Consider the following 23501-nt stretch of genomic DNA (forward strand, 5'->3'; position numbering starts at 1 on the left):
ATTATCTGATGGAGATGTGAATTCTTTATGTAAAGCCACATCGGTGGCAGCTCTAAGTCACAGCGATAAGAGTATTCCCTTCACTCTTATCTGCAGAGTTCAACTTAACAACACCTGATTAAAATTCAGTTCTAACGGTTCTTTTGTTAAAAAGATTCTGTTTAGATCCTCTCCGTGTTCTCATTGATTGATTTTCCTTTTCTAAAATGGGACAAACATATTCTTCTCTTATTTTTTGCTTTTGCCAAGCTAAAGTCCCCGGTTGTGCTTTTTCATCTTTTGATTTTGTCAATCTACATTTCACCTCTTTTTACTGGTTTTATTATCTGTAATGATCAATGAAATCCTTATTAAATAGAGACGAAAAACCCGATTGAGTTTTCGTCCCTATAAAGAAAAGTCGAATTGAAACTTTTTTCAAGTCAATGATGATGTCCATTACCTTTCTTCATCATAGCCGGCATCATGAACAGATGCATCAACGGGCAAATAAGTACAGCCGCGAGTATGAGCAAACTATTTGATCCTGAAAATCCGCCTGTGAAAAACAGACCAATGATCACAGCTATTGGAATAATGAGGCAGACTGCCATCATAAGGTTATGATTGTGTTGATGAGTTCCATGAGCACTATGATTTTCATTTCCCTGATTTTGATTTTCGTGACCCTGACTGTTATGATCATGATTCCCGCAACAATTCATCAAAAATCCCTCCTCAATCTCGTTATGCTTGTTTACTTTTCAGCTGCTGAAGTTCTTTCCGCAACTGATCATTCTGTTCTTTTAACGCGTCAAATTCATTCTGTTTCTCATGAATATGCTGATGTGTGCTGTGTTGATGGCTTTCAGACTGATGACCTTCATGATTGTGATTTCCGCAACAAGACATAAAAAATTCCTCCTCGTAAACTTTGATTATTAATCCTTGTTTTTAAGCTGTTGAAGCTGTTCCCGCAAAAGATTATTCTGTTCTTTCAGGTCGTTCAATTCATTCGAGCTTTTTTGATGTTCAGAATGATCCGTTTCTGAATGATTTCCCTTCATCATCATAAACATCATCGGGAGCATCATAAGGGGACAAGCGAGTAATAGTAGCCAAGACCAGTCCATTGATTTCTTCCTCCTCTCATTCTTCAATAATGATTATAGGAAAGAAATGTGTGGAATCTGTGTGGAAAACATGTAGAAGGCGAGTAATTGTTGAAAAAATAAAAAAAGATTTACATATTACTCTTTGTTCCTGTAATGGAACCATAAATACAGGCTGCCAAAGAGGATCACAGGGCAGGCGACCCACATGCAGACTTTGAAAAAAATCCTCCCAAATGCAAGAAAACTCTCATGACCAAAAGCATTGGCTGAGAAGAGAAGGCAGGTTAGTCCAACGATAATTAAAAAAAGTGAAAAGAACCAATCAATTTTCTTCATTATTTCATCCCGTCCCTTCTCTGCTTTTTTTCATGAGTAAAGATCAATGTGAAAGTAGTCCCGACGCCCATTTGGCTATCAACTCGAACCGTTCCGTCCTGCATTTCAACGTATTTTTTGACGATAGACAGGCCTAATCCAGTCCCCCCGTATTCACGCGCACGTGATTTCTCCACTCGATAAAATCGTTCAAAGATATAAGGCAACTCTTCTTTAGGAATACCAATGCCTGTGTCTGATACGGAAAGGACAGTTGCTTCTTTCTTCCCGGTCAGTCGTACAAGAACGCTGCCCTTCTCCGTATAACGGATGGCATTCTCAAGTAAATTTAACAGTACTTGTTCCATCCGTTTACGATCTCCTCGAATGAACGGAATCTGATCTTGAAAATCCAGTTGCAGGCTTAGCCGTTTACTGTCGGCTTTAAGTTTGACTTTCTGAACAGCTGTTTTTATGACTACCTTCAGATCCATCCATTCCATCTTAAGTTTGATCTGTCCTTCCTCCATCTTTGAGAGGTCAAACAGATCATTAATCAAATGCTCAAGACGAACGGATTCTTGATAAATAATGGAGAGGTACTGTTTTTTTTCTTTATCAGAGTTAACTAATCCATCTGTCAGAACTTTTGCATAGCCCTGAAGATAAGTGACTGGTGTTCGAAGTTCATGTGAAATGTTTGAGAAAAACGCTCGCCGTGTATCTCGATATCTTTGCAAACTGGCAGCCAGATCATTAATGGAGTGCCCAAGCATGCCGATTTCATCCCGGCTCCCGACCTGAAGTCGTGTATCCCAGTTTCCTTTTGCCATTTTATCGGTCATTTGCTGCATTTGAAGCAGAGGGCGGGAAAGCAGTTTGCTCATAATCAGGATCATACCTAGAGCGAGCAAAAACGCGCCCAGTCCGGATAGCATCAGCAGATTTCGAAGCCGCTGCAAAGAGTCATCTATTTTTTTCATGGAGGAGACAATATAGATCGCAGATCGGGTTGCTTTTCCGATTTGTACGGGTTTGCCAACGACATAAAATCGGTTTCCATGAACATCATGGTTTTGAAAAGCTACAGAATGACCGGAAAGCAGGCGCCGAGTATCGCCTGCACGTAATAAAGACAGATTCGGTTGTTTTTCCCCTGGAAGTGTCAAGATCCTTCCTTCATCGTTCAACCAATAGACTTTTACGCTTGAAAATTTGGCAAAAGCTCGAATCATGGATTGTGAAGAAGTATCATTGGATTCTGCCATAGTCACAAAGTGTGCAGCTATTTCCTGTGTATTGTCCTTCATTTGAGTATCATAAAAATTTGTGAACAATCGATCAACAGCAAGGCCGGATGATACTAGAATCACAATCATCAGCACGATGACAGCCGCACCCAACTTCAACCCAATTCTATTGATCGTCATGATTTTCCGACCTCTGCCTCAAATTTATAACCGACTCCCCAGCTTGTCTGAATCGGGTTATAGGCTAAACCGGATCTCTTTAATTTCTCTCTGATATTTTTAACGTGGATATCGACAACCCGCGCATCCCCTTCGAAATCATAACCCCATATTTGTTCAATCAACTGTTCACGAGACAGAACACGGCCTTTATTTTTGGCCAGCGTAGCAAACAGGTCAAATTCTTTATGTGTTAAATCCACCGATTTATCATGAACAAAAACCTGGCGTCCGTCTCTATCAATCGTTAGTGCGGTAAAATTCAGCACATCGTTATTTGTTTGTTTGGTCGGGGTCGAGGATGCGCGGCGAATCAGCGCATGAACGCGAGCAATCATTTCCTCTGGATCAAAGGGTTTTGTCAGATAATCATCTGCGCCGAGTTCCAGCCCCTGGACTTTTTCTTTTGTCTCACCTAAAGCCGTTAACATCAGAATAGGAACGGATTGTGTCTTTCGAATCGACTGGCAGACCTGCCAACCATCCATATTGGGCATCATCACGTCAAGGATGACCAGGTCAAAGGACTGATTTTTAATTTTCAACATCGCTTCATTGCCATCCGCTGCCTCAACAGTATCAAAACCTTCTTTAGATAAGTAAATACGTAACAAATTGCGCAACTTCCAGTCATCATCTACGATTAAGACATATAATTTCTTCATACTCATCACCTTCTCCCATCATACAGCAAATTTTAATTTTCAAGATTACATTTTTTAACAAATTAAGATCAGATCAGTACTCACCATACATCCTCATGTTTCTTAAAGACCCAGTATTCGTAAAACCTGGATCTCTTCCTATGGATGGTTTGATTAGAAAACAGACTTATTTTTCCACCTTTTCAATAACTTCCTATGACATACACTTAATAAAATCATGCCTATAACAATCCAAATCAAAATAAATAAAGCGGCATGTAGAAAAAAGGCTTCCGGGAGGATCGTGATCACAGGGTCTGTAACCGGATCGAACAGCCAGTAATTATTTCTAAAAAAAATCTTGTGAAACAAAGTGAATGATGCATCAAAGTTCAAGGTGAAAGCAGTTAAAGTAACGATAATGAAGAACAGAAGAATGAAAGATGTTTTTTTCAGAACACTGATCGCCCCAAGCTTAATACTGCGATACAGGCCGGCCACACTAACTAAACCTGTGATGATAAAGAGCAGCTCAATCGAAGTAAAGATCCTCTTGACATCCCCAAAATGAATCTGTCCGCGATTTGAGTAAGGCAGGGATGGAAGCTTAAAGAATTGAGGCCTTGGATCTAACAGATATTGAATCATGTAATTATAGTTTTCCACAATTCTATCTCTACTGATACCTGCAATCTTGTCAATACCAAGATACCAAATATCGAAATAGTACAGAGGTTTAAAGAGCAGAGCAAGCTCTATTGACAGGAAAATAATAAACAACGCAAGATTGATGGCAAGCAGGAACTGAAGTACACTGGATTTTTTGAAATGCATCCGCACACACACCCATATGAATATTTTGATTTGAACCCCATAAGCCTAAAGAATTGAAAAATGGTGGATTCATATTTCTGTCAGGAAAAGGACTAAGCCTCTCTTTTACGGCTTAGTCCCGAACAGAATTTCATCGACGGCCATTAAACTGAAATCAATCAGTAGCTTTGTCATCAATTAATTGGTAATCTAAATTCATTTTCTTCTCATAATCCTTCCAAAACTTTTGAATTTGATTTTTGGCGGGGAATTATTTTTTGGGATTGAAATTCTTGAATTTTTCGGAAAAACTTTATTAGTCCCTTGACCCGTATCCGATTTCAAGATTTTCCCTGTATTTTTCTCTACCGAATTAATCGCCTGTCCTACATCTTTTGTAACGCTATTCCTTATTCTTGAGAATGTACTTGAAAACGAGTTTGAATTGTTCCCGGAGCGACTACGCTTAATAATCGAGCCGGTTGTCTGTTTCGTTATTGGAGGAATCGTTTTCTTTTCGCTGGCGGTAGGAGGCTGATACTTTACCGTAGGCTGAACTGTATTACCATCCGTATAGCCACGATAATTGCCTAGAGCGCCTTTGCCCAATTGATACAATCGATCCAAGAGAATGGCAGACAGATATCCCTTCAAAAACGACGAACTGTAATTATTTCGAACAAACTCTTTATTACTTACTTCAATTAAAGTATTTTCCGGATTTTTGCTGTCTCTCTGAATGTCATATAATTCATCAGAATAGACAAGGAACATTTGCTGGTTATCGTTTCTGGAAATCTGATCCGGTTTTTTTTGGTCGCTCAGTTTCTTGGCTACTTCCGGAACCGACTGTTTGTCAGCCTGATAAATATAGGACTCCTGATTTCCATTTTTGGATACGGAGGTCAGCGGATAGCCTCCGGTTACAGATGGCTGACCAGATCTGGAGGCAGAGCATCCGGTTAAAAGGGAAGCCCCGAGAACAATAGCCAATACAATTTTTATGCTGTTTGACAATCGCTTAATCATATTTAACGCTTCCTTCTTTTCATGACTGAATGATCCTGACGTCCATCGGCAGGACATCCTCTCCCTCATACAACATCATCTGGCCAGACTGCCATTCGATTCGTAGTAGTTTCCAATTATCTGATTGAAAGTCCCAGAGATAGTGTTCATCAGAAGATGAAAAAGGGGTATCACCTGACGAGTGAATTGAGCCTATCGCTTGATCTTCCATATGATACAATGTCTCTTCCATCTCAATGGTCGTTGGAATTTCATTGATGTCTTCAAGACGTCCGTCAATTGCCTTATAAAGCACGAGATCCAATTTTTCTCTCTTAGTCACCCGAAAATATTTGATTGAACTGCCATCCTTTAAAGTAAAGAAGGCTTCCTGACGCTCCGGAAAAAACATTTTTCCCGCAACAGTATAACTATTAAGTGAAAGATCTACAATGTCACCAATAGATAAAGTGTAAGGCGTTTTTTCTTCAATTGGAGGTTCGGGCTTCTTCACTAAATTGATGATTCGGTGAAGTAGGGACATTTCTTTATCTCCTTTCCATTTGCAAAAATAAAACCGACAGCCGTCTTTTGTAATTCTCTCGGCGTGCCGGCTCATTGATTTGCCTATTGTTATCCTTTATTTTTTATGCTGTTCGATGAGCTGTGCCAGTTCATCTTCGACTTTCTTGTCCTTTCCTAGATTCTCAAACTCTTCATCGATGGATTTTTCTTTTTTATAGACTTCTCCGCTTGCTTCAGCCTCAGCTTCTAGTTGCAGTGTTTTTTCTTCCATCCGTTTCAGTCCGGCCATCGCTGTATTGGAATCAAAGCCAGACATCGTGTCATTAATCTTTTTCTGCGCCTCGGCAGCGTTAACCCGTGCGACAAGAGTTTCCCGTTTATCCTTCAGCTCGGCAACCTGCTTTCGCATCTCATCCAGCTTTTGACGAAGATTTTCTGCAGACGCCTGATTTTGTTCGAAGCGTTCCTTGTATTCATTCATTTTTCGTTCAGCGTTTTGCTTATCCTCGATAACTCTTCGTGCCAGATCCAAGTCTCCTGTTTCAACAGCAAGGTGCGACTGTTCTTCACGTTTAGCCACAAGGGCTTTTTGTTCCTCGTAAAGGGCCTTGAATTTTTTTTCAAGGGCAATTTGCGCCGCAACGCCATGTTCCGCTTCCTGCAGATCCTCCTGCATATCGCGTAGATACTGATCGGTCATTTTCACTGGATCTTCTGCCTTTTCGATCACAGCATAAATATTTGAAACGGTAAGGTCACGCAGTCTTTTAAATAGTGACATTCAATAAAACCTCCTGATTGTTTTTCATGTCGATATCGGATCCCCTTAAAAGGGTGACCAACACTTTTTTACCTTATTGATAAGTACATTCGCCATTTGCTGTTTTATATCAATGATACGCCCCCTTCTCTACTGCAATAAGATTACACGTTAAATGTGTAGAAACCATGTAAAAGTGATATTTCTCTAAAAAGAGAATTGAACATGATTTTGAAACATCAAAGCTACCCGCTTTTTTACTTTAATTCATTGTCTTGTTTATTTTATGGTATAAAAAAATGCCTCTAACCCATTTCGGGCGAGGCACTTCTTAACAATTAATTCTGTCCGACAACATCGTATCCTTGTTCTTCAACTGCTTCCTTCATCTTACTGAACTGAATCCTTGCATCATCATATTCAACTGACGCTTTACCTTTTTCAAGATCCACAGAAACGTCAGATACACCATCTAATCCCTTTAAAGCATTTGTAACCGAGGCTTTACAATGTCCGCAATGCATACCTTTTACATCAAGTGTGGTCTTTGCCATCGTTTCAATCTCCTTTTTTACACTGAAAATTTTTTATTTAAAGATGAATGGACAGATTTAAACGTCAGTGCTGTCCAACAACATCGTATCCTTGTTCTTCGACAGCTTCTTTCATTTTGTCGTATTGTACTTTCGTTTCATCATAGTCGACAGCAGCTTCACCAGTTTTAAGATCAACAGAGACAGCAGATACCCCATCAAGACCCTTCAGTGTTTGAGTCACCAGATTCTTGCAGTGGTCTCCCATCATACCCTTAACATCAAGCTTCGTTTTTGCCATAAGCCATCAATCTCCTTTTCATCTTTTTTGATGCTCTACAGCTTCTCAGTCAAAAAACCTTTCAATTTCAGACTTTGACCCGTTTCAGACGTAAACTGTTCGTCACGACGGATACGGAACTAAAGGCCATGGCAGCACCGGCTACCCACGGTGCAAGTAAGCCAAGTGCGGCGACCGGAATGCCGACCGTATTATAGAACAGAGCCCAAAACAAGTTCTGACGAATGTTCCGCATCGTTTTCCGGCTCAAATCAATCGCTTTTGGAATATGAAGCAGATCACCACCGACCAATGTGATATCAGCTGCCTCAATTGCCACGTCTGTTCCAGTGCCAATTGCCATGCCGATATCTGCTGTAGCCAATGCCGGAGCGTCATTTATTCCATCACCAACCATGGCTACCTTCAGTCCCTTTTTTTGAAGAATTTTCACTTTAGCTGCTTTTTCCTCGGGAAGGACCTCGGAAAACACATGGTCAATGCCTGCCTGTCTGGCAATTGCCTGAGCCGTCCGCTCATTATCGCCCGTAATCATATACACCGAAAGACCACGTGTCTTTAATTCTTCAATGGCTTGCTTCGAAGATGTCTTGATCGTGTCCGCAACGGCAATAATACCCTGAAGCTTGCCATCGTAGGCAACAAACATTGCCGTTTTCCCTTCAGATTCAAGCTTCTTCATCCGTTCCTCAGTCTCAGCAAAAGAAATGCCTTCATCTTTCATCAGCCGCCGTGTGCCGATTGCTATTTCCTTCCCGGAAACAGTTGCTTTAATACCATAACCGGCAAGAGCTTTGAACTGATCCGGTGATGGGAGATCCGGGCTGCTTAGCTTTCCATAGGTAACAATCGCCTGCGCCAGCGGATGTTCACTGGCTGATTCTGCTGAAGCAGCAAGCGTTAAGAGTTCTTCTTTTGCTGCGCCATTCAGTGCAATAATGTCAGTAACATCCGGTTTACCATTAGTAATTGTCCCCGTCTTATCGAACAGAATAGCCTGCAGACTTTGGGTTGTTTCGAGATATTCACCTCCTTTAAAAAGAATGCCGTTCTCAGCCCCCTTGCCGGTTCCAACCATGATGGATGTCGGCGTTGCCAAGCCTAAAGCGCAAGGGCAGGCAATCACAAGGACACTAATAGCCGCAATCAGTGCTGGGGCAAACTGACCGGGAGTGACAAACAGAATCCAGACAAGAAATGCCAGCACCGAAATACCGATCACAATCGGGACAAAGATACCCGAGATACTGTCAGCGAGCCGCTGGATCGGTGCTTTTGATCCCTGGGCTTCCTCAACAATCTTGACAATCCCGGCAAGTGCCGTATCTTTCCCTACTTTTTCAGCCTTCATGGTCAGCGTTCCATTTGCATTCACCGTTGCGCCGATTACTTTGTCATCTTTTCCTTTTTCGACAGGGATGGATTCACCAGTAATCATTGATTCGTCAACAGAAGAACGGCCGTTGACAACGATACCATCTACAGGTATTTTTTCTCCAGGTTTGACACGTAACAAATCACCGACAGCAACCTGATCGATCGGTACTTTTCGTTCCTTCCCGTCCTCAATGATTGTCGCCTCTTTGGCCTGCAGTCCCATCAGTTCAGTAATCGCCGCAGTCGTCCGCCTTTTTGCACGTGATTCAAAATATTTACCCAACAGGACAAGCGTAATTAAAATCGCACTCGTTTCAAAATACAGCTCAGGACTGGTGAGTCCGCCGAACTGATAACGGAGTGTCTCGAACGCGCTATAAAAGTAAGCAGCACTCGTACCCAGTGCAACCAGAACATCCATATTGGCACTCTTATTTAATAGAGCCTTTGTACCACTGATATAAAACTGGCCGCCAATGTAGAACTGCACAATACCAGCCAAGATGAGCTGGAACCATGGATTCATCAGCAATTGAGGGATCGGTAGGCCTGTGTTAAAGGGCAAGTGTGCAATCATGGTGTAAAGCAACGGCAGCGAAAGAACCGCGGATATGATCAGTTTCTGCAACTTTCTTTTAAGTTCCTTCTCTTTTTCGTCCGTCGCCTGTTCTTGTTTCGGGACAGCCTTGTAACCGAGTTTCTTGACTTGATCATAAATCGCAGTAGGTTCGGTGATCCCGAGCTGAAAGATCACAGTTCCAGACTCAGTCGCTAGATTAACCTGGGCTGATACGACACCTGCCATACGGCTCAATCCCTTTTCAATACGCGCGGCACAAGAGGCACAGGTCATACCAAGAATATCCGTATCCAACCTTTGCGTTCGCACGCCGTAACCCAGCTTTTCAATCTTTTGTACAATGTCCGTGGGTTTTGCTTTTTCCTCATGGATGGTCACCTTCGCTTTTTCCAATGCGAGGTTGACATTCGCTTCGACGCCATCCATCTTATTGAGCGATTTTTCAATCCTTGTCGAGCAGGAAGCACAGGTCATCCCTGTAATCCCAATCTGCATTGCCTTTGAACTCATCCATTTCATCCCCTTATATCCGTTCATCCAGAAGTCAATGTGAACCCCCAGAATAAATGATTTGTATTTATTCCAACTAAAGATTCAGGTTAACAGCTCCTGCCATCTTCTTTCAACTTTATTATACCCATGGGGGGTATACGTGTCAAATGATAAATTGAGCGATCTGTTATACCTAGTCGTGGGGCTTTTCGTAATTAAATGAAGGCACTGCTTATCCCTTGGTCTCATTTATTCTAATAAACAGATGTGTAGTTTTTGTTAGGATATGAAAAATATCATATCTTTTTTGAAATCATTTGCGAACAAGCACGAATAGAAATGGAAAATCAGAGAAACATCAGGTTTCCTTATTCCCTCAGTTCTAAGGAATGATACGATCTCTGCCTTTTATATTTAACATTTAATAGCTATAGATTTCTTGATCATTACGATCTCTAGATACATTGATTTAAACTTTATTTTTATTGAGTATTTATAAATCTTCACAGTTTCTCCACATTTGTTCGATACACTTGTGGAAACGAGATAAGGAGAGTGTACCCATGAAAAAGTTTCTTTTCGTCGCACTGGCAATTTTCACACTACTCATCATTACTGCGTGCTCTGCGACTACAGAAAATAGCAACAAAACAGCCAACAAGCAGGCTGCGAGCAGCGAATCAGCTGCTTCAGAATCACCCAAAATATTGAGAGGGCCAAATATTACGCTTGTTGCCGAAAAAGGGACACAAAAATTGAGCAACGGCGTTACTGTCCCAGTTTGGACGTTTAACGGATCAGCACCCGGACCGGAAATTCATGTACAAAAAGGCCAGAAAGTGCGTGTCACCTTAAAGAATGAGCTTTCTGCACCCGTTTCGATTCACTGGCACGGTTATCCAGTTCCTAATAAAATGGATGGTATCCCAGGTGTCACACAAAACGCTGTAGCCCCAGGAAAGAGCTTCACTTATGAGTTCGTTGCTGACAAAGCAGGCACTTATTGGTATCACTCTCACCAGGATTCAGTGAATCAGGTGGACCGAGGGTTATATGGGGCCTTCATTGTTGAAGATCCTAAAGAAAAATATGATAAGGATTACACCCTAATGCTGGACGAATGGGTGACCGATAAAAATCAGATCAACAGTCAGATTAAAGCGATGACACCTGCGGGTCAAAGCAATAAGAACAACGGAGATTCCGGAATGGGCAGCATGCCCGGCATGGATATGGGCGGTTCAGATCAAGGCAGCTCAAATAGTGGTGGCAGTAGTGGAATGAATATGGATAATATGGACAACATCAGTTCAGATAGCAGAAACAGTAACGGCATGAATATGCCCGGGAATATGATGGCCGACAATATGAGCATGTACGACTTGTACACCATTAATGGAAAAAGCGGCAGTCTGGTCAAGCCCCTAACTGTTAAGAACGGCGATAAGGTTCGGCTGCGTTTCATTAATGCCGGCTATCTCCCGCATAACATTCATATCCATGGTCACAACATTAAAGTGATTGCAACTGATGGTCAGCCTATAAACAATCCGCAGGCCGTTAAAAATCAGGTCATTTCCATCGCACCAGGTGAACGATATGATGTATCCTTTACTGCGGACAATCCGGGAAAATGGTATATCGAGGATCATGGAACAGCAAAGGGTACAAACGGGATGAAGGCTTTGATTGACTATGAAGGCAGCAAGGCTACAACCGATCAACCTAATGCAAGCACACAATTGCCGGCTATAAACTTTGCTGACTACGGGTCTAAAACAAAACCTGAGTTTACGCTGAATCAAAAATACGACGTCACCTATACCATGAACCTTAATGCAGGTATGAACAATAATGGGATGATCTATACGATCAATGGGGAAACCTTCCCAAGTACAGATCCGATTAAGGTTAAAACGGGTGATCGCGTGAAGGTCAAGCTGGTCAATCGTGATCATATGAATAACCATCCAATGCATCTCCATGGCCACTTTTTCCAGGTTTTGAGCAAAAATGGCAAACCGGTCAGCGGTTCCCCCATTTACAAAGATACGTTGAATGTAAAACCGGGTGAAACTTATGAGGTTGCCTTCCTGGCCGATAATCCGGGTAACTGGCTGTTTCACTGCCACGATCTGCATCACGCGAATGCAGGGATGATAACCGAGGTCCAGTATACAGATTTCCATTCAAGTTATGTTCCAAGTTCTTCGAGTAACAATAAACCGGAGTAAGTATTTTTAAAATAGAGGCTAAGCGATCACGTTACAATAGTCTCAAAGGTGGTGGTAGATATGATGGGATGGAATGGTGGTATGATGAGTGGTTTTAGTATAGGTATGGGTCTTATCGGATGGCTTGTGCAACTATCACTATTCATTGCCGTGATCTATCTAGTGGTTACCCTAATTAAAAAATTGAATCACCATTCAGACACCAATAAACAAGGGTACGCGATTTTAAAAGAACGATTTGCCCAAGGTGAAATCACAGAGGATGAATACAAAGAAATGAAAAAGATCTTGGATGACTGAACAGGTGATAGGTCTTAAAATCGAGTAGGAGGCAGTTCACACTGCCGACCTCTCACACCACCGTACGTACGGATCCGTATACGGCGGTTCAATAACTTAAGCACTTTGAATATGCCGGAGTGTCTTGGAGAGATTAATCAATCCAAGATGCTCCAGCTTTTCATTCGTTAGGGTGTAACAAAGCGTTTTGCTGTGCGCCGTCCGCCAGTATCCTTTACGGGTGTTGGCGAAGGTGAAGGCTTGTGCTTCCGACATCCCCAACTTTCGGAGTTTCCTGAGACGGGTTCTTATTTTCTTCCATGATTTCCAGATATATTGACGAATTCTCGAGCGAAGCCACTCATCCAGGCGCTGGATAAAGCTCTTCATCTGCCCCATCCCGTAGTACTGGAGCCAGCCCCTCATTTTCAGCCGGATTTCTCTGAAGAGGACATCAAGACTGCGTCCCCGGTTGCGCTTGGTCACTTGCTTCAGGGTCCTTTTGATGCGCTTCTTGGTTTTCGTGCTGGGTCGCGCATAGGCACCCTTACGGGAGACACCCAGGGAGAATCCCAGAAAGTTAAGCTTCAGCGGCGAACCCACCTGCGTCTTTTGCCGGTTGACTGTCACTTTCAGGTCTTTCTCCAGAAACCTGGTGATACTGACAAGGACTCGGTATCCCGCGCGCCGGCTTTTGACATAAATGTTACAGTCATCCGCATAGCGCACGAATTCATGGCCTCTTGCGGTGAGCAGCTGATCCAGTTCATTGAGATAGATGTTGGCCAGCAGAGGCGACAGGTTCCCACCTTGCGGCGTTCCCTTAGTCGTTGCCTCAAAGAGTCGACCGTTCATCGCCCCACTCGTCAGGAATCTGCGGATCAGATGCAGGAGCCACGGATCGTCAATATACTGACTGATAAATTTCATCAGAAGATCATGATTGACCGTATCGAAGTAGGCCTTCAGGTCTAAGTCCACCACATAGTGGTAGCCCTGGTTGTAGAGCGCCATCACTCGGCGGATCGCATCATGAGCCCTGCGATGCGGCCTGAATCCATAACTGCGATCTGAAAACACCCTTTCGAACGTTGGCATCATCACTTGCGCCACGGCTTGCTGGATCATGCGATCCACAACGGTCGGTACGCCAAGTTTACGCTTGGATCCATCCGGTTTGGGGATTTCTACACGTTTTACCGGGGCCGGTTTATAGGTTCCTTTTCGTAATGATACTAATAATTCGTCTCCGTGTTCTTTGAGATAGGGCAAGGCTTCTTCTACGGTCATTCCGTCCATTCCTGCCGCGCCCTTATTGCGCTTCACCCGAAGGTAGGCCTGATTCAGGTTCTTTCGCGACAGGACACGCTCCATCATTGACGTGCCATTCTCAGCTGCACGTTCACCGGAAGCCGTACTACGCGCCCCGAAGTCCTCTTGGCCTTCCATGCCTATCCTTCTCCGGTGGTCAGCTTGATGTTCTGTTTTCTGCGATGGTCGCACGGCTTCCACCTCCAGTATCAGTAAGAATTGTTATAGTTCAGTCCTTCGCTGCAAAGGCAGCTACTATGACCTCGGCTGACTTCTGCATCATTCGGCGGCACATCACTGTACCGTTTGTCGCTGTGGGATATACCGTCCCTCTTGTCGGCCACGTATGATGCAGATCTCCCCGGGTAAGAGCGATAACTTTCGTGCCAGGTCACTGCCAGCTTTACTGTCCGTCATTTGGAGCGGTATCGGACTTTGGTTTGTTTAGCAACCTGATCCATGACGCACAGCCTTATAGCTGGTTCTTGTCCATCAGTTCAGCACTTTGCCTGAGACTTCCTTCAGATTCTCCCTCACAGGAGACACCCTTGTCCTCAGCTAGTAGTTCCGACCGCTACGGTCTACAGCGGACTTTCACCGCCAAGTTATCGCCCATGCCGGGCGCACTAAATGTGAGGGGGAAAGTCAATATGACTTTCCCCCTCACTTTTTTGCATGAGTAGCTACTAATTCATAGAAAAATTATAATCTGCAAAATGAGCATCGGTATACCTTGAATAAAAGGAGGGGAAAGAACGAATAATGATCAAAATATAGATGAATTATCGAGATATCAATTCATCTTCAGTCACCCATTTATGGCTTTTTATCACTTTTCCAGTCTTAGTATCGGTATAATTGACCATATAAATATTCGTTTGCTTAGCACTGTCAATTGTTGCTTCTGCGCCCATCATCCCTGGCATATGGCTGGCGTTTAGATTAACCTTTGTCCCCGTTTTGAGAAGTCCTTTGTTGTGAGTCTGTAACTCTTGCTGGATAACCCACTTATGATTTCTAACCACCTTCCCACCGTTAGTTGGATGATAAGTAACAGTATACACATTAGTAGTATAAACTCCGGCAACCGTTCCTTTAGCATTCATCATACCGGACATATGATCTGTTTTCAGCGTCACTTTACTCCCCTTTTTAAATTCAGGATTCATTGTTGCTACAAGGTCCTGTGGAACATCGCGATCCGACGACATAGCGTGCTGATCATGATCTCTATTCATATCATGGCTCATGGAGCTTGAACTGTCATTTGTTCCCTGGCTTGTGCTACACCCAGTTAACGCTACAACAAAAACTAATAAAAAAAAGGATACGCAGAATTTTTTTATTGCCAAAGCTGATCACTCCTGACACAATAAAATTAATCACATCAGGTAATATACCCTATAAGATGAAAATAAATCGTATGCCCTGTCAGATCTGGGAACTGCGATGTCCCCCCTTCCAGGGCTTGTACTTACGTTATAATAAGGTTATTGAGTTCCTACGGAGGTATGCCAGTTGGCTAGTAAAGAGCAGATAAAATCATTGAGGAATACAAATACATACGAGATGCGGAATCAGTTTATCGATCATACCTAGTTTATCAATGATGAACGCCTTAAAGCATTTCGTACCATAAAAAAATCATTACTAAGGTGGTTACTGAAATTGAAAACAGTACCTTTGGCAATGATTTTAAGAGATACTTTAGTCTACCTAAAAAAAGAAAAAAAAGCACGAAAGAAAAATGCATTCTCTCGTTTACCCTCGTATTTTTCCTGTCAGGACAAAAAGACAGCCCGAATAAACTCTTAATACTACGAAGTTGAAGCATTAAGACTGTATGAAAATATTTCACCGAGTCCTGAAAAAACCTACTGGCAGCCGGTGGGTTAATATTAGGCACTTATTGAAAAAAGTAATCAAGAAGCTAAACTTTTTTTTCATCCAATACTTCTACTGATATTTTTAGCTTTTCTGAGATAAATGGCTTAAGTTCTTTGAACTAACCGAAATACTTTTTATTTAACAATCATCCAATTTTTATCTTTTTGCAGAGTCAAATCAAACTGTGAAATCTGCGTCGCCTTTGTTTGCTGATCGAGATACTTCACGGATACTGAAACCTGCACTTGATTGCCCACTTTCCGATACACCGGATTGATCATCTCTGAAAAGACATAGTCCTTGCCAATCGGTTTCAGCACATTGTCTTTGACATAGTAGGACAGTTCTTCTTTACTTGCAGTAGGATATAGTTTAAAGAACGTTTTTAAAAATACGTTGATTTCTTCTGTCGTACCTCCATTCACCGTACCATCATTTTCTACTGCTTTTGGCTCATAACCTGACTTCACAGGATTCTCGCAAATGGTGGGATTTCTGACGATGACCATGTTTCCGGCTTTATCCATATAGACTCCCACCTTATAAGAGGCATTCACCGCCTTTTTTGTGTCGCCCTCCGTTATCAGCTGATCAACGGAAAAAATGACGGCATACTCGTGTTCATCGATTCGCCTTACCTTCCAGATTTCCACGTCGTTAACTGAAGAAGAGGTAGGAATGTCCCTGCGAATGGTGTCGATGTTTAAATCCTGTAATTCTTTAGTCAGATACCCTTTGAGAGCTTCTGTCCGTTGGTCGATTACATTCTGGTTGTTTTTCCATGAATAATAGACTTTAGCAAAGTTTTTGATGAAATTTTCGATCGGGTTGATATCGATCACTTGTTTTTCAATCACTGTTGTTTCATGAACCGTGTGCCTATTGACGGCGGTAAAATTTTTATATATCCCAAAAGCAACGCTGCTGATCAGCAGAATCCAGAGGAAAATCACCCATTTTCGATGGGGACCAACTTTCATCACATGGACCTTTTGAGGCTTGGACAGTTTTGCTTTTCTTCTGATTTTCATCGTTTAAAACTTCCTTCCTATTCTATTTGTTTTTAATCCGACCTGCACTGACCAAGTGCTTCTGCCAGTAAGGAGTTGTGAGATCCGCATAGCCAATCGGATCACCAGCTTGGTACATACGATTGTTTCCGACATAAATTCCAACATGCGTGATATAGGTGCCTGCGTTATAGGTATCATGAAAAAACACCAAGTCCCCTGGCTTGGCTTCTGAAAGCGGAAGATGCTGCGTCACGTCATACTGTGCTTGAGCCGTGCGTGGCAGGCGAATGCCCGCTTTGCCAAAGCTCCACTGCGTTAATCCACTACAATCAAAGGACGTGTTAGGATTGTCTCCCCCAAACACATAGCGCCAGCCTTGATATTTTAAGGCTTCGTTCATAACGGTTTGAACAGTAGAATCTCCGAATTGTGCCACAGCTAGATATTGAGAGACTAGTGAAACATAAAACATATTTCCGTAACGGTATCGCCAGCCACTATTTTTCTTCAATGCAATCGGGTTTGTGTAAGAAACTTTTTCCCCAGCGGATTTTTCTTTCGCAAAGGTCTCGGCAAGTTCAAAGGTGTATTTTTTACCGTGGCTCGCCACGTAATCAATGAATTTTCCTCCATAGTTATAAGCCTGGATCACAGTATTGATGTCGTCTCCTTTTTTCTTAGAGGACTGTAATAAAGCTGCGAAGTATTTACATCCTTGCTGAATCGATTCCTCCACAGTAAAGGAACGCGGAGACTGCCCGGTCGAGGCCATCGACTGCATGACATCTGTACCACGACCTCCGCTTTCCACCTGCATGATGGCAAGCAAATCACCGACATAGCGCTCGATTTGATATTTCTTGGCATACTTTTCCACCATTGGCTGGTGGGCCAGTACTTCCTGTGACAGATTAGCGCCTGCAAGATCTATCCCATTGCCGCTGCCGTCTCCATCCTCTTCATTTGAAATGAAAACAGCGACAAAAATTAGTAGGGAAATCAGCATAGCCAAGACGGCACCGAAGATTAGCCAAACGTTTAATCTCATTTTTGGCTTCCTCTCTGCCTACGAGTCACGCGTTGCCTTGTCTGTTGACCCGTTTCTGTCCGATTATGCCTGAGGGTTGCCTCTTGTTTTTTGATCATCGGGGCCAGTTGTCGGCTCTTTTTTGGTGTAAACGGTTGTCGCGTTGCGTTTGGATGAGTCGGTGCGTGCTCTTTCTGCGTCGCAACTGGGCTTCTCCTGTTAAGATCCTGCTTGGTGAGATCTTGGCGTACTGTAGAATCTGGCATCTGGACGACCGGACGATTGAGCTCGGTATTTTTTGCTTGGCTTTTTTTCTCCTGATCCTTGAATGAGTGGATTGAGTTTATCGCCCTTTTGTTTGTCTTCAGCGTGGAATCAGGCATTACAGACCGTGCAGGTGCCGAATGAGGCCTTGCCGTTTTTTGCTTCTTGGCTGGTTTATCTTTTGTTAATTTGGTTTTAGGCCGTTCAACGAAATCCTGTTCGGTTGCCTTTTGTTGACGGGTCCGGTTAAATTCCAGTCGGCGTTGCGCAATCGTCGGACGCTGCTGCATTTGGTTCTTTTCACGGTTCTGTTTTTTGTCCGCGATTTTTTGCACTGTACGACTTTTGGCGTCCTCTGTCTTTTTTGTCATCGTGTCGTGCTTTTCTGTCTTCCCATGAATCAAGACTTGGCGGGTATTCAAAGGTAAAGCCGCTGTTTGCTTCTTTCTTGGATTTGGGTTGTCCGTGCTTCGCTTTATTGTCTCTTTGCCCGCACCCGCTGACCGACCTGTACGAGGCTCAAGCTGGGATTTCTTTGATCCTTGTGTTGGACGTTGGCTGCGGGTTTGCGTCTGTTGGGAAGCTCCGGACCTCGAAGCTTTTGCCCTTGCCCCAGGGCCAGCTGCCGCACCGGTTGCTCCGGCCGTAAAAAAGCGACCCATTTTCCGCTTCCATCGCCGCGTCTCGCGATGTAAGAACCGATAAGGCCGTTGCAGGATTTGGCTTCCCATCTGCTGAGAATCACTCGCCTGCAAGTGGAATAGGCCCATAAGGTCACCCAGTTTGGCGTAAATACCCGCAAAAGTCACAATCTGTAAAAAGGCAATCAGGAAAAACGGGAATTCTCCGGATAGGGCGTAAAGCATGGTGGAAATGGAAAAGGCAATCGTGACAATTAGCGTAATGCCTGCCCGTGTCATGATGACATTGAAAAGCTTCATGATGGCCTGTTTGCCCATGCCATTAAAGCCCGGGATCATGGAAAGCAGAAAACTGATGGGCAGGAAGAGGGCATAGATGATGAACAAGATCTGCGAGAAAATCATGATCCCCGAAAGTAGAAACACGAAGATGGAAATCCCGATATTGAATAGAAACAGGAAGAACACCATCCCCAAACGTGGGGTCGTCTTGGTGAGTGTCAGGTTCTTATTGCCTTCTTTTTCAATTTCCTCTTTAACAACCGCTTCCCGGTCTGCGCCGTTGTTTGCGTCCGGATCTGCGGACAGCAGCTTTTCCACCCGTTTCTGTCCGATTTTAGTCATATCAGAATTGCCATACTGTAGAAGCAGCCAGGGCTGCTGCACTTGTATCGAAAACAAGTTATCCCGGATGAGGGCTGCGCTGTCCTGACCATGACTTCCCGAGTGTGGCATCACCATTTTTGTCCCCAGCGACAGACTAGCCTTGCTGATGTCCGCCGAAAATCCATTGATTTTGCCGATATAGTCTGGGGCATAGGCAATAAAGGAAGCGGACAGAAGAAAAACCACCAAAAAGTTCATCACGGCGTGCATCACTTTGGTGGTCTCTCGCTTGATCAGCCCCACATAGGCCACATAGATCCCGAGGATTAAAATAAAAATCAGCAGGAACCCTGGATAAAAGCCAGAACTATGAAAGCCGCTGGGCGAAATACCTGCCAATGTTTGCATGTTTTTTCCAATCGCGTTTGCAGTCTTGGAAACGAAATCTAAGGAATAGGCTTCCTGTACGAGATACCCTGTCGCATTGGACAGGTAAAGAGAAAGCGTCCAAATAAAATTAGTGATCGCGTATAGCCCATACATGACCTGTTTGCCAATGCCATCGGTCCAATTCCACGGCAGCCAGTCCCATGAATTATCCACATAGAAATCGAGCTGGTAATTGCCCAAAGGATATTTAGAGTAAGCATTCTGAGCACTGACCGTATCATCGACAAGACCGGCCGCATGGGCAATCGTTCCAAGCAGTGCGAAGAAAAGCAGCGATCCAACCGTGACCAAAAGAACAGCCATGAAAATTTTACGTCTCTTTTTCAGGTGCATTTAGGTCACCTCTTTTCTGACCGGTGGACGGGTGTCAAAGGCATGGAGCAGTTCCTCAAAGACCGGATGAATCTGGATGACACCTACACGGCCATACAAGTCAGAGATAAGGCACTGGCCATTTTCAAGTTCACGTAATCGTTTCTGGTTTTGTTCATCCTCCTTGTCCACGCCGAAGAATTCCAGTGTCTTCTTGATTTCGTGTATATCCGTCGAACGAAATGCAAATTTCAGACCGATATTGTTTTTCATCTTCTCATCCAGTAAATCATCTGCGTTCTGGGTTACGAAATAAACACCGGCGTTCATGGCGCGACCAGCCCGCACCAGCTTGTTGGAAAGGGTCTTCCCCTGTGCCACCTGCAAAAAGCTCCAGGCTTCATCCAAGTCCACCATTTTAAACACGCTGCGGTTGGAGTGAATGAAATCAAGGGCAAAGGTGCTGATGACAATTAAAATCGCCACACTTAAAAGTTCCACAGTCGTGTATTCCTTAAATTCGGTTTCAGCATCTGGAAGCACCAAGTCCGCCACTTGGATGATGTTCAGCTGCTTATCCAGGCTGATCGACTGAACGGTCATGCCATCAGAGAACAACAAGTGTCCCAGGTTACTGTCCTTAATGCTGTCGATATGGTCAGCCATGCTGCTCGCAACGGAAGTGCCCTCCTTGTATAACTCGTCAATGACGCACAAAAGCCCTCGTCGGTCGCTTTGCGTCACCCGACGGATCGCCTTACGAAGCGTTGGGAACTTCTCACCATCCCGACTGGAAATGCCTGTGAGAAAGGTAAGGATGTCGATGGCGAGGCTCTCTGCATCCTTCGGCTGTTTCATAATCACATAAGGGTCAAGTAAGCCCTTGTTGCGTTCCTCTCTGGTCAGATTGATGATGTTAATTTCCTCGGCAATTTCCGGTAGCGTTTCCTTCCACCCACCACGCTCGGATTTGGGATCTAAGATCACCGCCTGTCCCCCGTAGAGGACGGCATAATAGACGAGTAAGTTGTTCGAGAAGGATTTTCCGCCGCCAAGGGAACCAAGAAAAGCCGCTGCAAGTGCATTAGTGACAGACCCTTTCACGCCTTGTGCCGCAAGGCTTGGCTTTAAGTAAACGTTGCGCCCGGTGTCCAGATTGTAGCCGATATAGATCCCCTCTGTTTCCCCAAGCATCTGCGCGGCACCAAAACCTAAACCGGCTAGAAAATCACTGGTCACATACTGGATGTAATCATTCATATACCGTTTGCTGGCAGGAAGGAACTCGCCATGCAGCCCGATCATATCGCCAAATGGGCGTACGAGTTTAATACTGAAATCATCGTAGAAGTCCATGACTTCGTTACAACGCCGCTTCAATTCGTCTAGATCCGGCGCGGCGACTCGAATCACGTAACTGAGCTTATACATCGCTTCCTTGGTCTGATCGAGAGCCGCTTCTAGTTCGTTGACACTATCCAGTGCTTCCATCACGTCGTTCCCCGACTCATTGTTGGACTGCCAAGCATGGTTATCTAAGTCTTTCAGCTCCTTTTTCTTGTTACGCACCGTCGTTAAGGCTTTCTTATTCGTGACAATCTCCACATTCATCGATGTGTCAATCGAAAACGTGAATTGTTGTTGTTGATAGTAAAAGATCTCTGAGGAAGGGAAGTCCAGCTCCCGCACAATCGAATTAATCGTGAAATAGGAAACGTAAGTCGTTTGATCTTCCCGTTCGATTTTCAAATACCGCTGACTTTCCTCGACGAGGCAACGGGTGGGTTTGATCAGGTCATACCGCTTCACCAACGTTTCCCGCTTCAGCTTTTGGGTTGGCAGAGGATAGGTGTAGGACTCATAAGATGAACCGGTCCTTCCATAGAGATGTTCAATTAGATAACCGAAGTCATCTTTATCTAGCCTGCGGACTTTGAACCGGCGAGCGATTTTGTTTTCCAGCAGGCGTTCCATTTTCATAAACCGATTGATCTCTTTATTACTCAAGCTGACGAAATCGCCCATCAGTTGGTGATTGACCTCATGAAGAAACTCAGAAAAGCTCACTATCACAGACTCACCGAATGCCCTTAGATTCACTTCCTGCTCATTTAATAACAGTTTGAAGCCGATAAAAAAGCGATAGTCGATTTGGTTTTCACCAATCATGCCGACTAACGCTTCGGTTTGTTCATCAATTTTTCGGTAAGCCACGTCTTTCAATTTCCCGGTCACTGCTTGCTTACTGCGTGTCTGCGTGGCCCGGATACTCGATTCAGTCGCAATCTGCAGGGCATGAATTTTCCCGTCACGACTCTGAGCGATGAGCTGGCGAAAATGGTCATGTACTTCGTTTTTTTCTTCCGGACTCAGAAACGAGTAATTGTAGGGAATCAGTTCATAATAGGCGAAGCACTCGCCGTCATGATTAAAAACAAGATTATTTTCGATGTACTTGATCGGGTACGCCATAGCGTTCACTCCTCACGGCGGTAATCGCTCCGCCGACATTTTCTTTTTTCAATTTCACAGGTTTTCCCGCATAGGTCACTTTAGGGCGGAGCAGGTAGGACAATACGGATTTGAGAAAACCATAGGGCTTTTTTCCATCAAAGGTCTTCTGTGACATGAACCACGTGAAGCCAACCGGAAGACCCACATATTTCAGCAGGACGCCTTGGATGAGGGAGAGGGGTGGCAGGTTGGCAAATAAGATCACGAACAGCAGCGAGCAGACAAACCACGCCATCTGTGTGAAGGTAACCGGAAAGGGCAGTTGGAAATCGTTAATGGCATAGATCACCTTTTCCACGTTCCAGATACTGGTATAACTTCTGATTTTTTTCACCTGTCATCGGTCCTTTCTGTTTAAATTTCCAAGTGAAAAAGCAACCTGTACTACAATAGATGTACGGGTTGATTGTTTAAGAGACTTTTTAGTTAACTGACGTATTCAAAAACACCGTGTGGAGTGACCAGAAAATTTCCTTCAATCTCCAAATCACGCCCGTAGGCTTCATAATCGATATAACTCTGTAAATGAGAGGGAACTTCACCAAGCGTGCCGGATTCTTCCAACAGGTAACGAGCCACATCTGCCATATCATCACAGTCGGGATAACAGATGATGTCATCCTTATGCTCGACCATTTCTTCAAAGCTGCCAAAGAAAGTGTTCTGGACTTCCCGCATCTCTTCCTCAATTGGCGTTCCTTCCAAATCATCCGCCAGAGCACACAAACGGTTGATTTCCTCAATGGGCGTGTACTCATCAATGTCAAAGGGCAATTCGTAATCGTGGATGGCATATTCTTCATACGCGTTATTAAGTCCGATACGCTCCTTGACGTCCTCAAAGTCTACGGGCGGAGTGAACCACGCACCAACTAATTCGCCCTCGTTGTATTTACCTAGATTAGCGATATAGACTTTCATTTCCATGGATCAATCACTTCCTTTTTCTAAAAATAGATACAAAAAAAGCAGTGGATTTTTAAATCAACTGCGCAATGGCTACCCATTTATTTAGATAAAAGAGCATTTCCCTGTCGCACTACCGTTTGACG

At 43.8% G+C, this 23501-nt stretch carries 22 protein-coding genes; 2 read left to right on the forward strand and 20 right to left on the reverse strand.

The features are described 5' to 3' along the window. Positions 1-118: 118 nt before the first annotated feature. The 12 genes from COP04_RS19810 to COP04_RS18685 form a co-directional block, all read right to left on the reverse strand. Positions 119-292, reverse strand: coding sequence for a hypothetical protein (locus COP04_RS19810; protein WP_157800384.1), 174 nt, complete (start codon positions 290-292; stop codon positions 119-121). Between the two features lie 434 nt (positions 293-726). Then, positions 727-891, reverse strand: a complete 165-nt coding sequence (locus COP04_RS20080; protein WP_010025839.1) for a hypothetical protein — start codon at positions 889-891, stop codon at positions 727-729. Between the two features lie 29 nt (positions 892-920). Beyond that, complete coding sequence (locus tag COP04_RS18635) at positions 921-1112, reverse strand: hypothetical protein (RefSeq protein ID WP_010025838.1); 192 nt, start codon at positions 1110-1112, stop codon at positions 921-923. 317 nt (positions 1113-1429) lie between these two features. Further along, positions 1430-2839: a sensor histidine kinase gene (locus tag COP04_RS18645; RefSeq protein WP_100489384.1), complete on the reverse strand. Its 1410-nt coding sequence runs from the start codon at positions 2837-2839 to the stop codon at positions 1430-1432. Beyond that, positions 2836-3543 (reverse strand): response regulator transcription factor, encoded by a 708-nt coding sequence (locus COP04_RS18650; RefSeq protein WP_420852772.1) that lies wholly within the window; start codon positions 3541-3543, stop codon positions 2836-2838. Before COP04_RS18650 ends, COP04_RS18645 begins: the two co-directional genes overlap by 4 nt. A gap of 153 nt (positions 3544-3696) precedes the next feature. Further along, positions 3697-4356, reverse strand: a complete 660-nt coding sequence (locus tag COP04_RS18655) for a TIGR01906 family membrane protein (RefSeq protein WP_100489386.1) — start codon at positions 4354-4356, stop codon at positions 3697-3699. A 195-nt stretch (positions 4357-4551) separates the two neighbouring features. Continuing rightward, positions 4552-5364 carry a DUF4247 domain-containing protein gene (locus tag COP04_RS18660; protein WP_157800385.1) on the reverse strand — a complete coding sequence of 271 codons (813 nt, stop codon included), beginning with the start codon at positions 5362-5364 and terminating at the stop codon, positions 4552-4554. A gap of 19 nt (positions 5365-5383) precedes the next feature. After that, positions 5384-5887 (reverse strand): DUF4178 domain-containing protein, encoded by a 504-nt coding sequence (locus tag COP04_RS18665; protein ID WP_100489388.1) that lies wholly within the window; start codon positions 5885-5887, stop codon positions 5384-5386. 96 nt (positions 5888-5983) lie between these two features. Further along, positions 5984-6649, reverse strand: a complete 666-nt coding sequence (locus COP04_RS18670) for a PspA/IM30 family protein (protein WP_100489389.1) — start codon at positions 6647-6649, stop codon at positions 5984-5986. Positions 6650-6966: 317 nt separating this feature from the next. Then, positions 6967-7182: a copper chaperone CopZ gene (gene copZ, locus COP04_RS18675; protein WP_100489390.1), complete on the reverse strand. Its 216-nt coding sequence runs from the start codon at positions 7180-7182 to the stop codon at positions 6967-6969. Positions 7183-7246: 64 nt separating this feature from the next. Next, positions 7247-7462, reverse strand: a complete 216-nt coding sequence (locus COP04_RS18680; RefSeq protein WP_100489391.1) for a cation transporter — start codon at positions 7460-7462, stop codon at positions 7247-7249. A gap of 67 nt (positions 7463-7529) precedes the next feature. After that, a complete protein-coding gene (locus tag COP04_RS18685; protein WP_100489392.1) occupies positions 7530-9929 on the reverse strand; it encodes a heavy metal translocating P-type ATPase in 2400 nt (799 codons plus the stop codon). A gap of 545 nt (positions 9930-10474) precedes the next feature. Between COP04_RS18685 and COP04_RS18690 the strand changes: the two genes are divergently transcribed. Continuing rightward, entirely contained in the window at positions 10475-12145 is a 1671-nt protein-coding gene (locus COP04_RS18690; protein ID WP_100489393.1) for a multicopper oxidase family protein, read from the forward strand. 60 nt (positions 12146-12205) lie between these two features. Further along, positions 12206-12445, forward strand: a complete 240-nt coding sequence (locus COP04_RS18695; protein WP_100489394.1) for an SHOCT domain-containing protein — start codon at positions 12206-12208, stop codon at positions 12443-12445. Positions 12446-12541: 96 nt separating this feature from the next. Here the strand turns inward: COP04_RS18695 and ltrA are convergent, their stop codons facing one another. From ltrA to COP04_RS18735, 8 genes are all read right to left on the reverse strand, one after another. After that, a complete protein-coding gene (gene ltrA / locus COP04_RS18700; RefSeq protein WP_100489395.1) occupies positions 12542-13927 on the reverse strand; it encodes a group II intron reverse transcriptase/maturase in 1386 nt (461 codons plus the stop codon). Positions 13928-14517: 590 nt separating this feature from the next. Continuing rightward, entirely contained in the window at positions 14518-15087 is a 570-nt protein-coding gene (locus COP04_RS18705; RefSeq protein WP_100489396.1) for a YdhK family protein, read from the reverse strand. A gap of 669 nt (positions 15088-15756) precedes the next feature. Then, entirely contained in the window at positions 15757-16653 is an 897-nt protein-coding gene (locus COP04_RS18710) for a conjugal transfer protein (protein WP_100489397.1), read from the reverse strand. Positions 16654-16675: 22 nt separating this feature from the next. Then, on the reverse strand, positions 16676-17683 hold the full coding sequence (locus COP04_RS18715; protein ID WP_100489398.1) for a bifunctional lytic transglycosylase/C40 family peptidase: 1008 nt from the start codon (positions 17681-17683) through the stop codon (positions 16676-16678). Continuing rightward, the gene (locus COP04_RS18720) at positions 17680-19956 is read right to left on the reverse strand and encodes a CD3337/EF1877 family mobilome membrane protein (RefSeq protein ID WP_100489399.1); all 2277 of its coding nucleotides are present in this window, start codon (positions 19954-19956) and stop codon (positions 17680-17682) included. Before COP04_RS18720 ends, COP04_RS18715 begins: the two co-directional genes overlap by 4 nt. Next, positions 19957-22407, reverse strand: coding sequence for a conjugal transfer ATPase TcpF (tcpF, locus tag COP04_RS18725; RefSeq protein WP_100489400.1), 2451 nt, complete (start codon positions 22405-22407; stop codon positions 19957-19959). Beyond that, positions 22376-22783 carry a conjugal transfer protein gene (locus COP04_RS18730; protein WP_100489401.1) on the reverse strand — a complete coding sequence of 136 codons (408 nt, stop codon included), beginning with the start codon at positions 22781-22783 and terminating at the stop codon, positions 22376-22378. Before COP04_RS18730 ends, tcpF begins: the two co-directional genes overlap by 32 nt. Before the next feature lie 92 nt (positions 22784-22875). Then, positions 22876-23376 carry an antirestriction protein ArdA gene (locus COP04_RS18735; RefSeq protein ID WP_100489402.1) on the reverse strand — a complete coding sequence of 167 codons (501 nt, stop codon included), beginning with the start codon at positions 23374-23376 and terminating at the stop codon, positions 22876-22878. Positions 23377-23501: the final 125 nt, after the last annotated feature.

Source organism: Sporolactobacillus pectinivorans (assembly GCF_002802965.1).
GTDB lineage: Bacteria > Bacillota > Bacilli > Bacillales > Sporolactobacillaceae > Sporolactobacillus > Sporolactobacillus pectinivorans.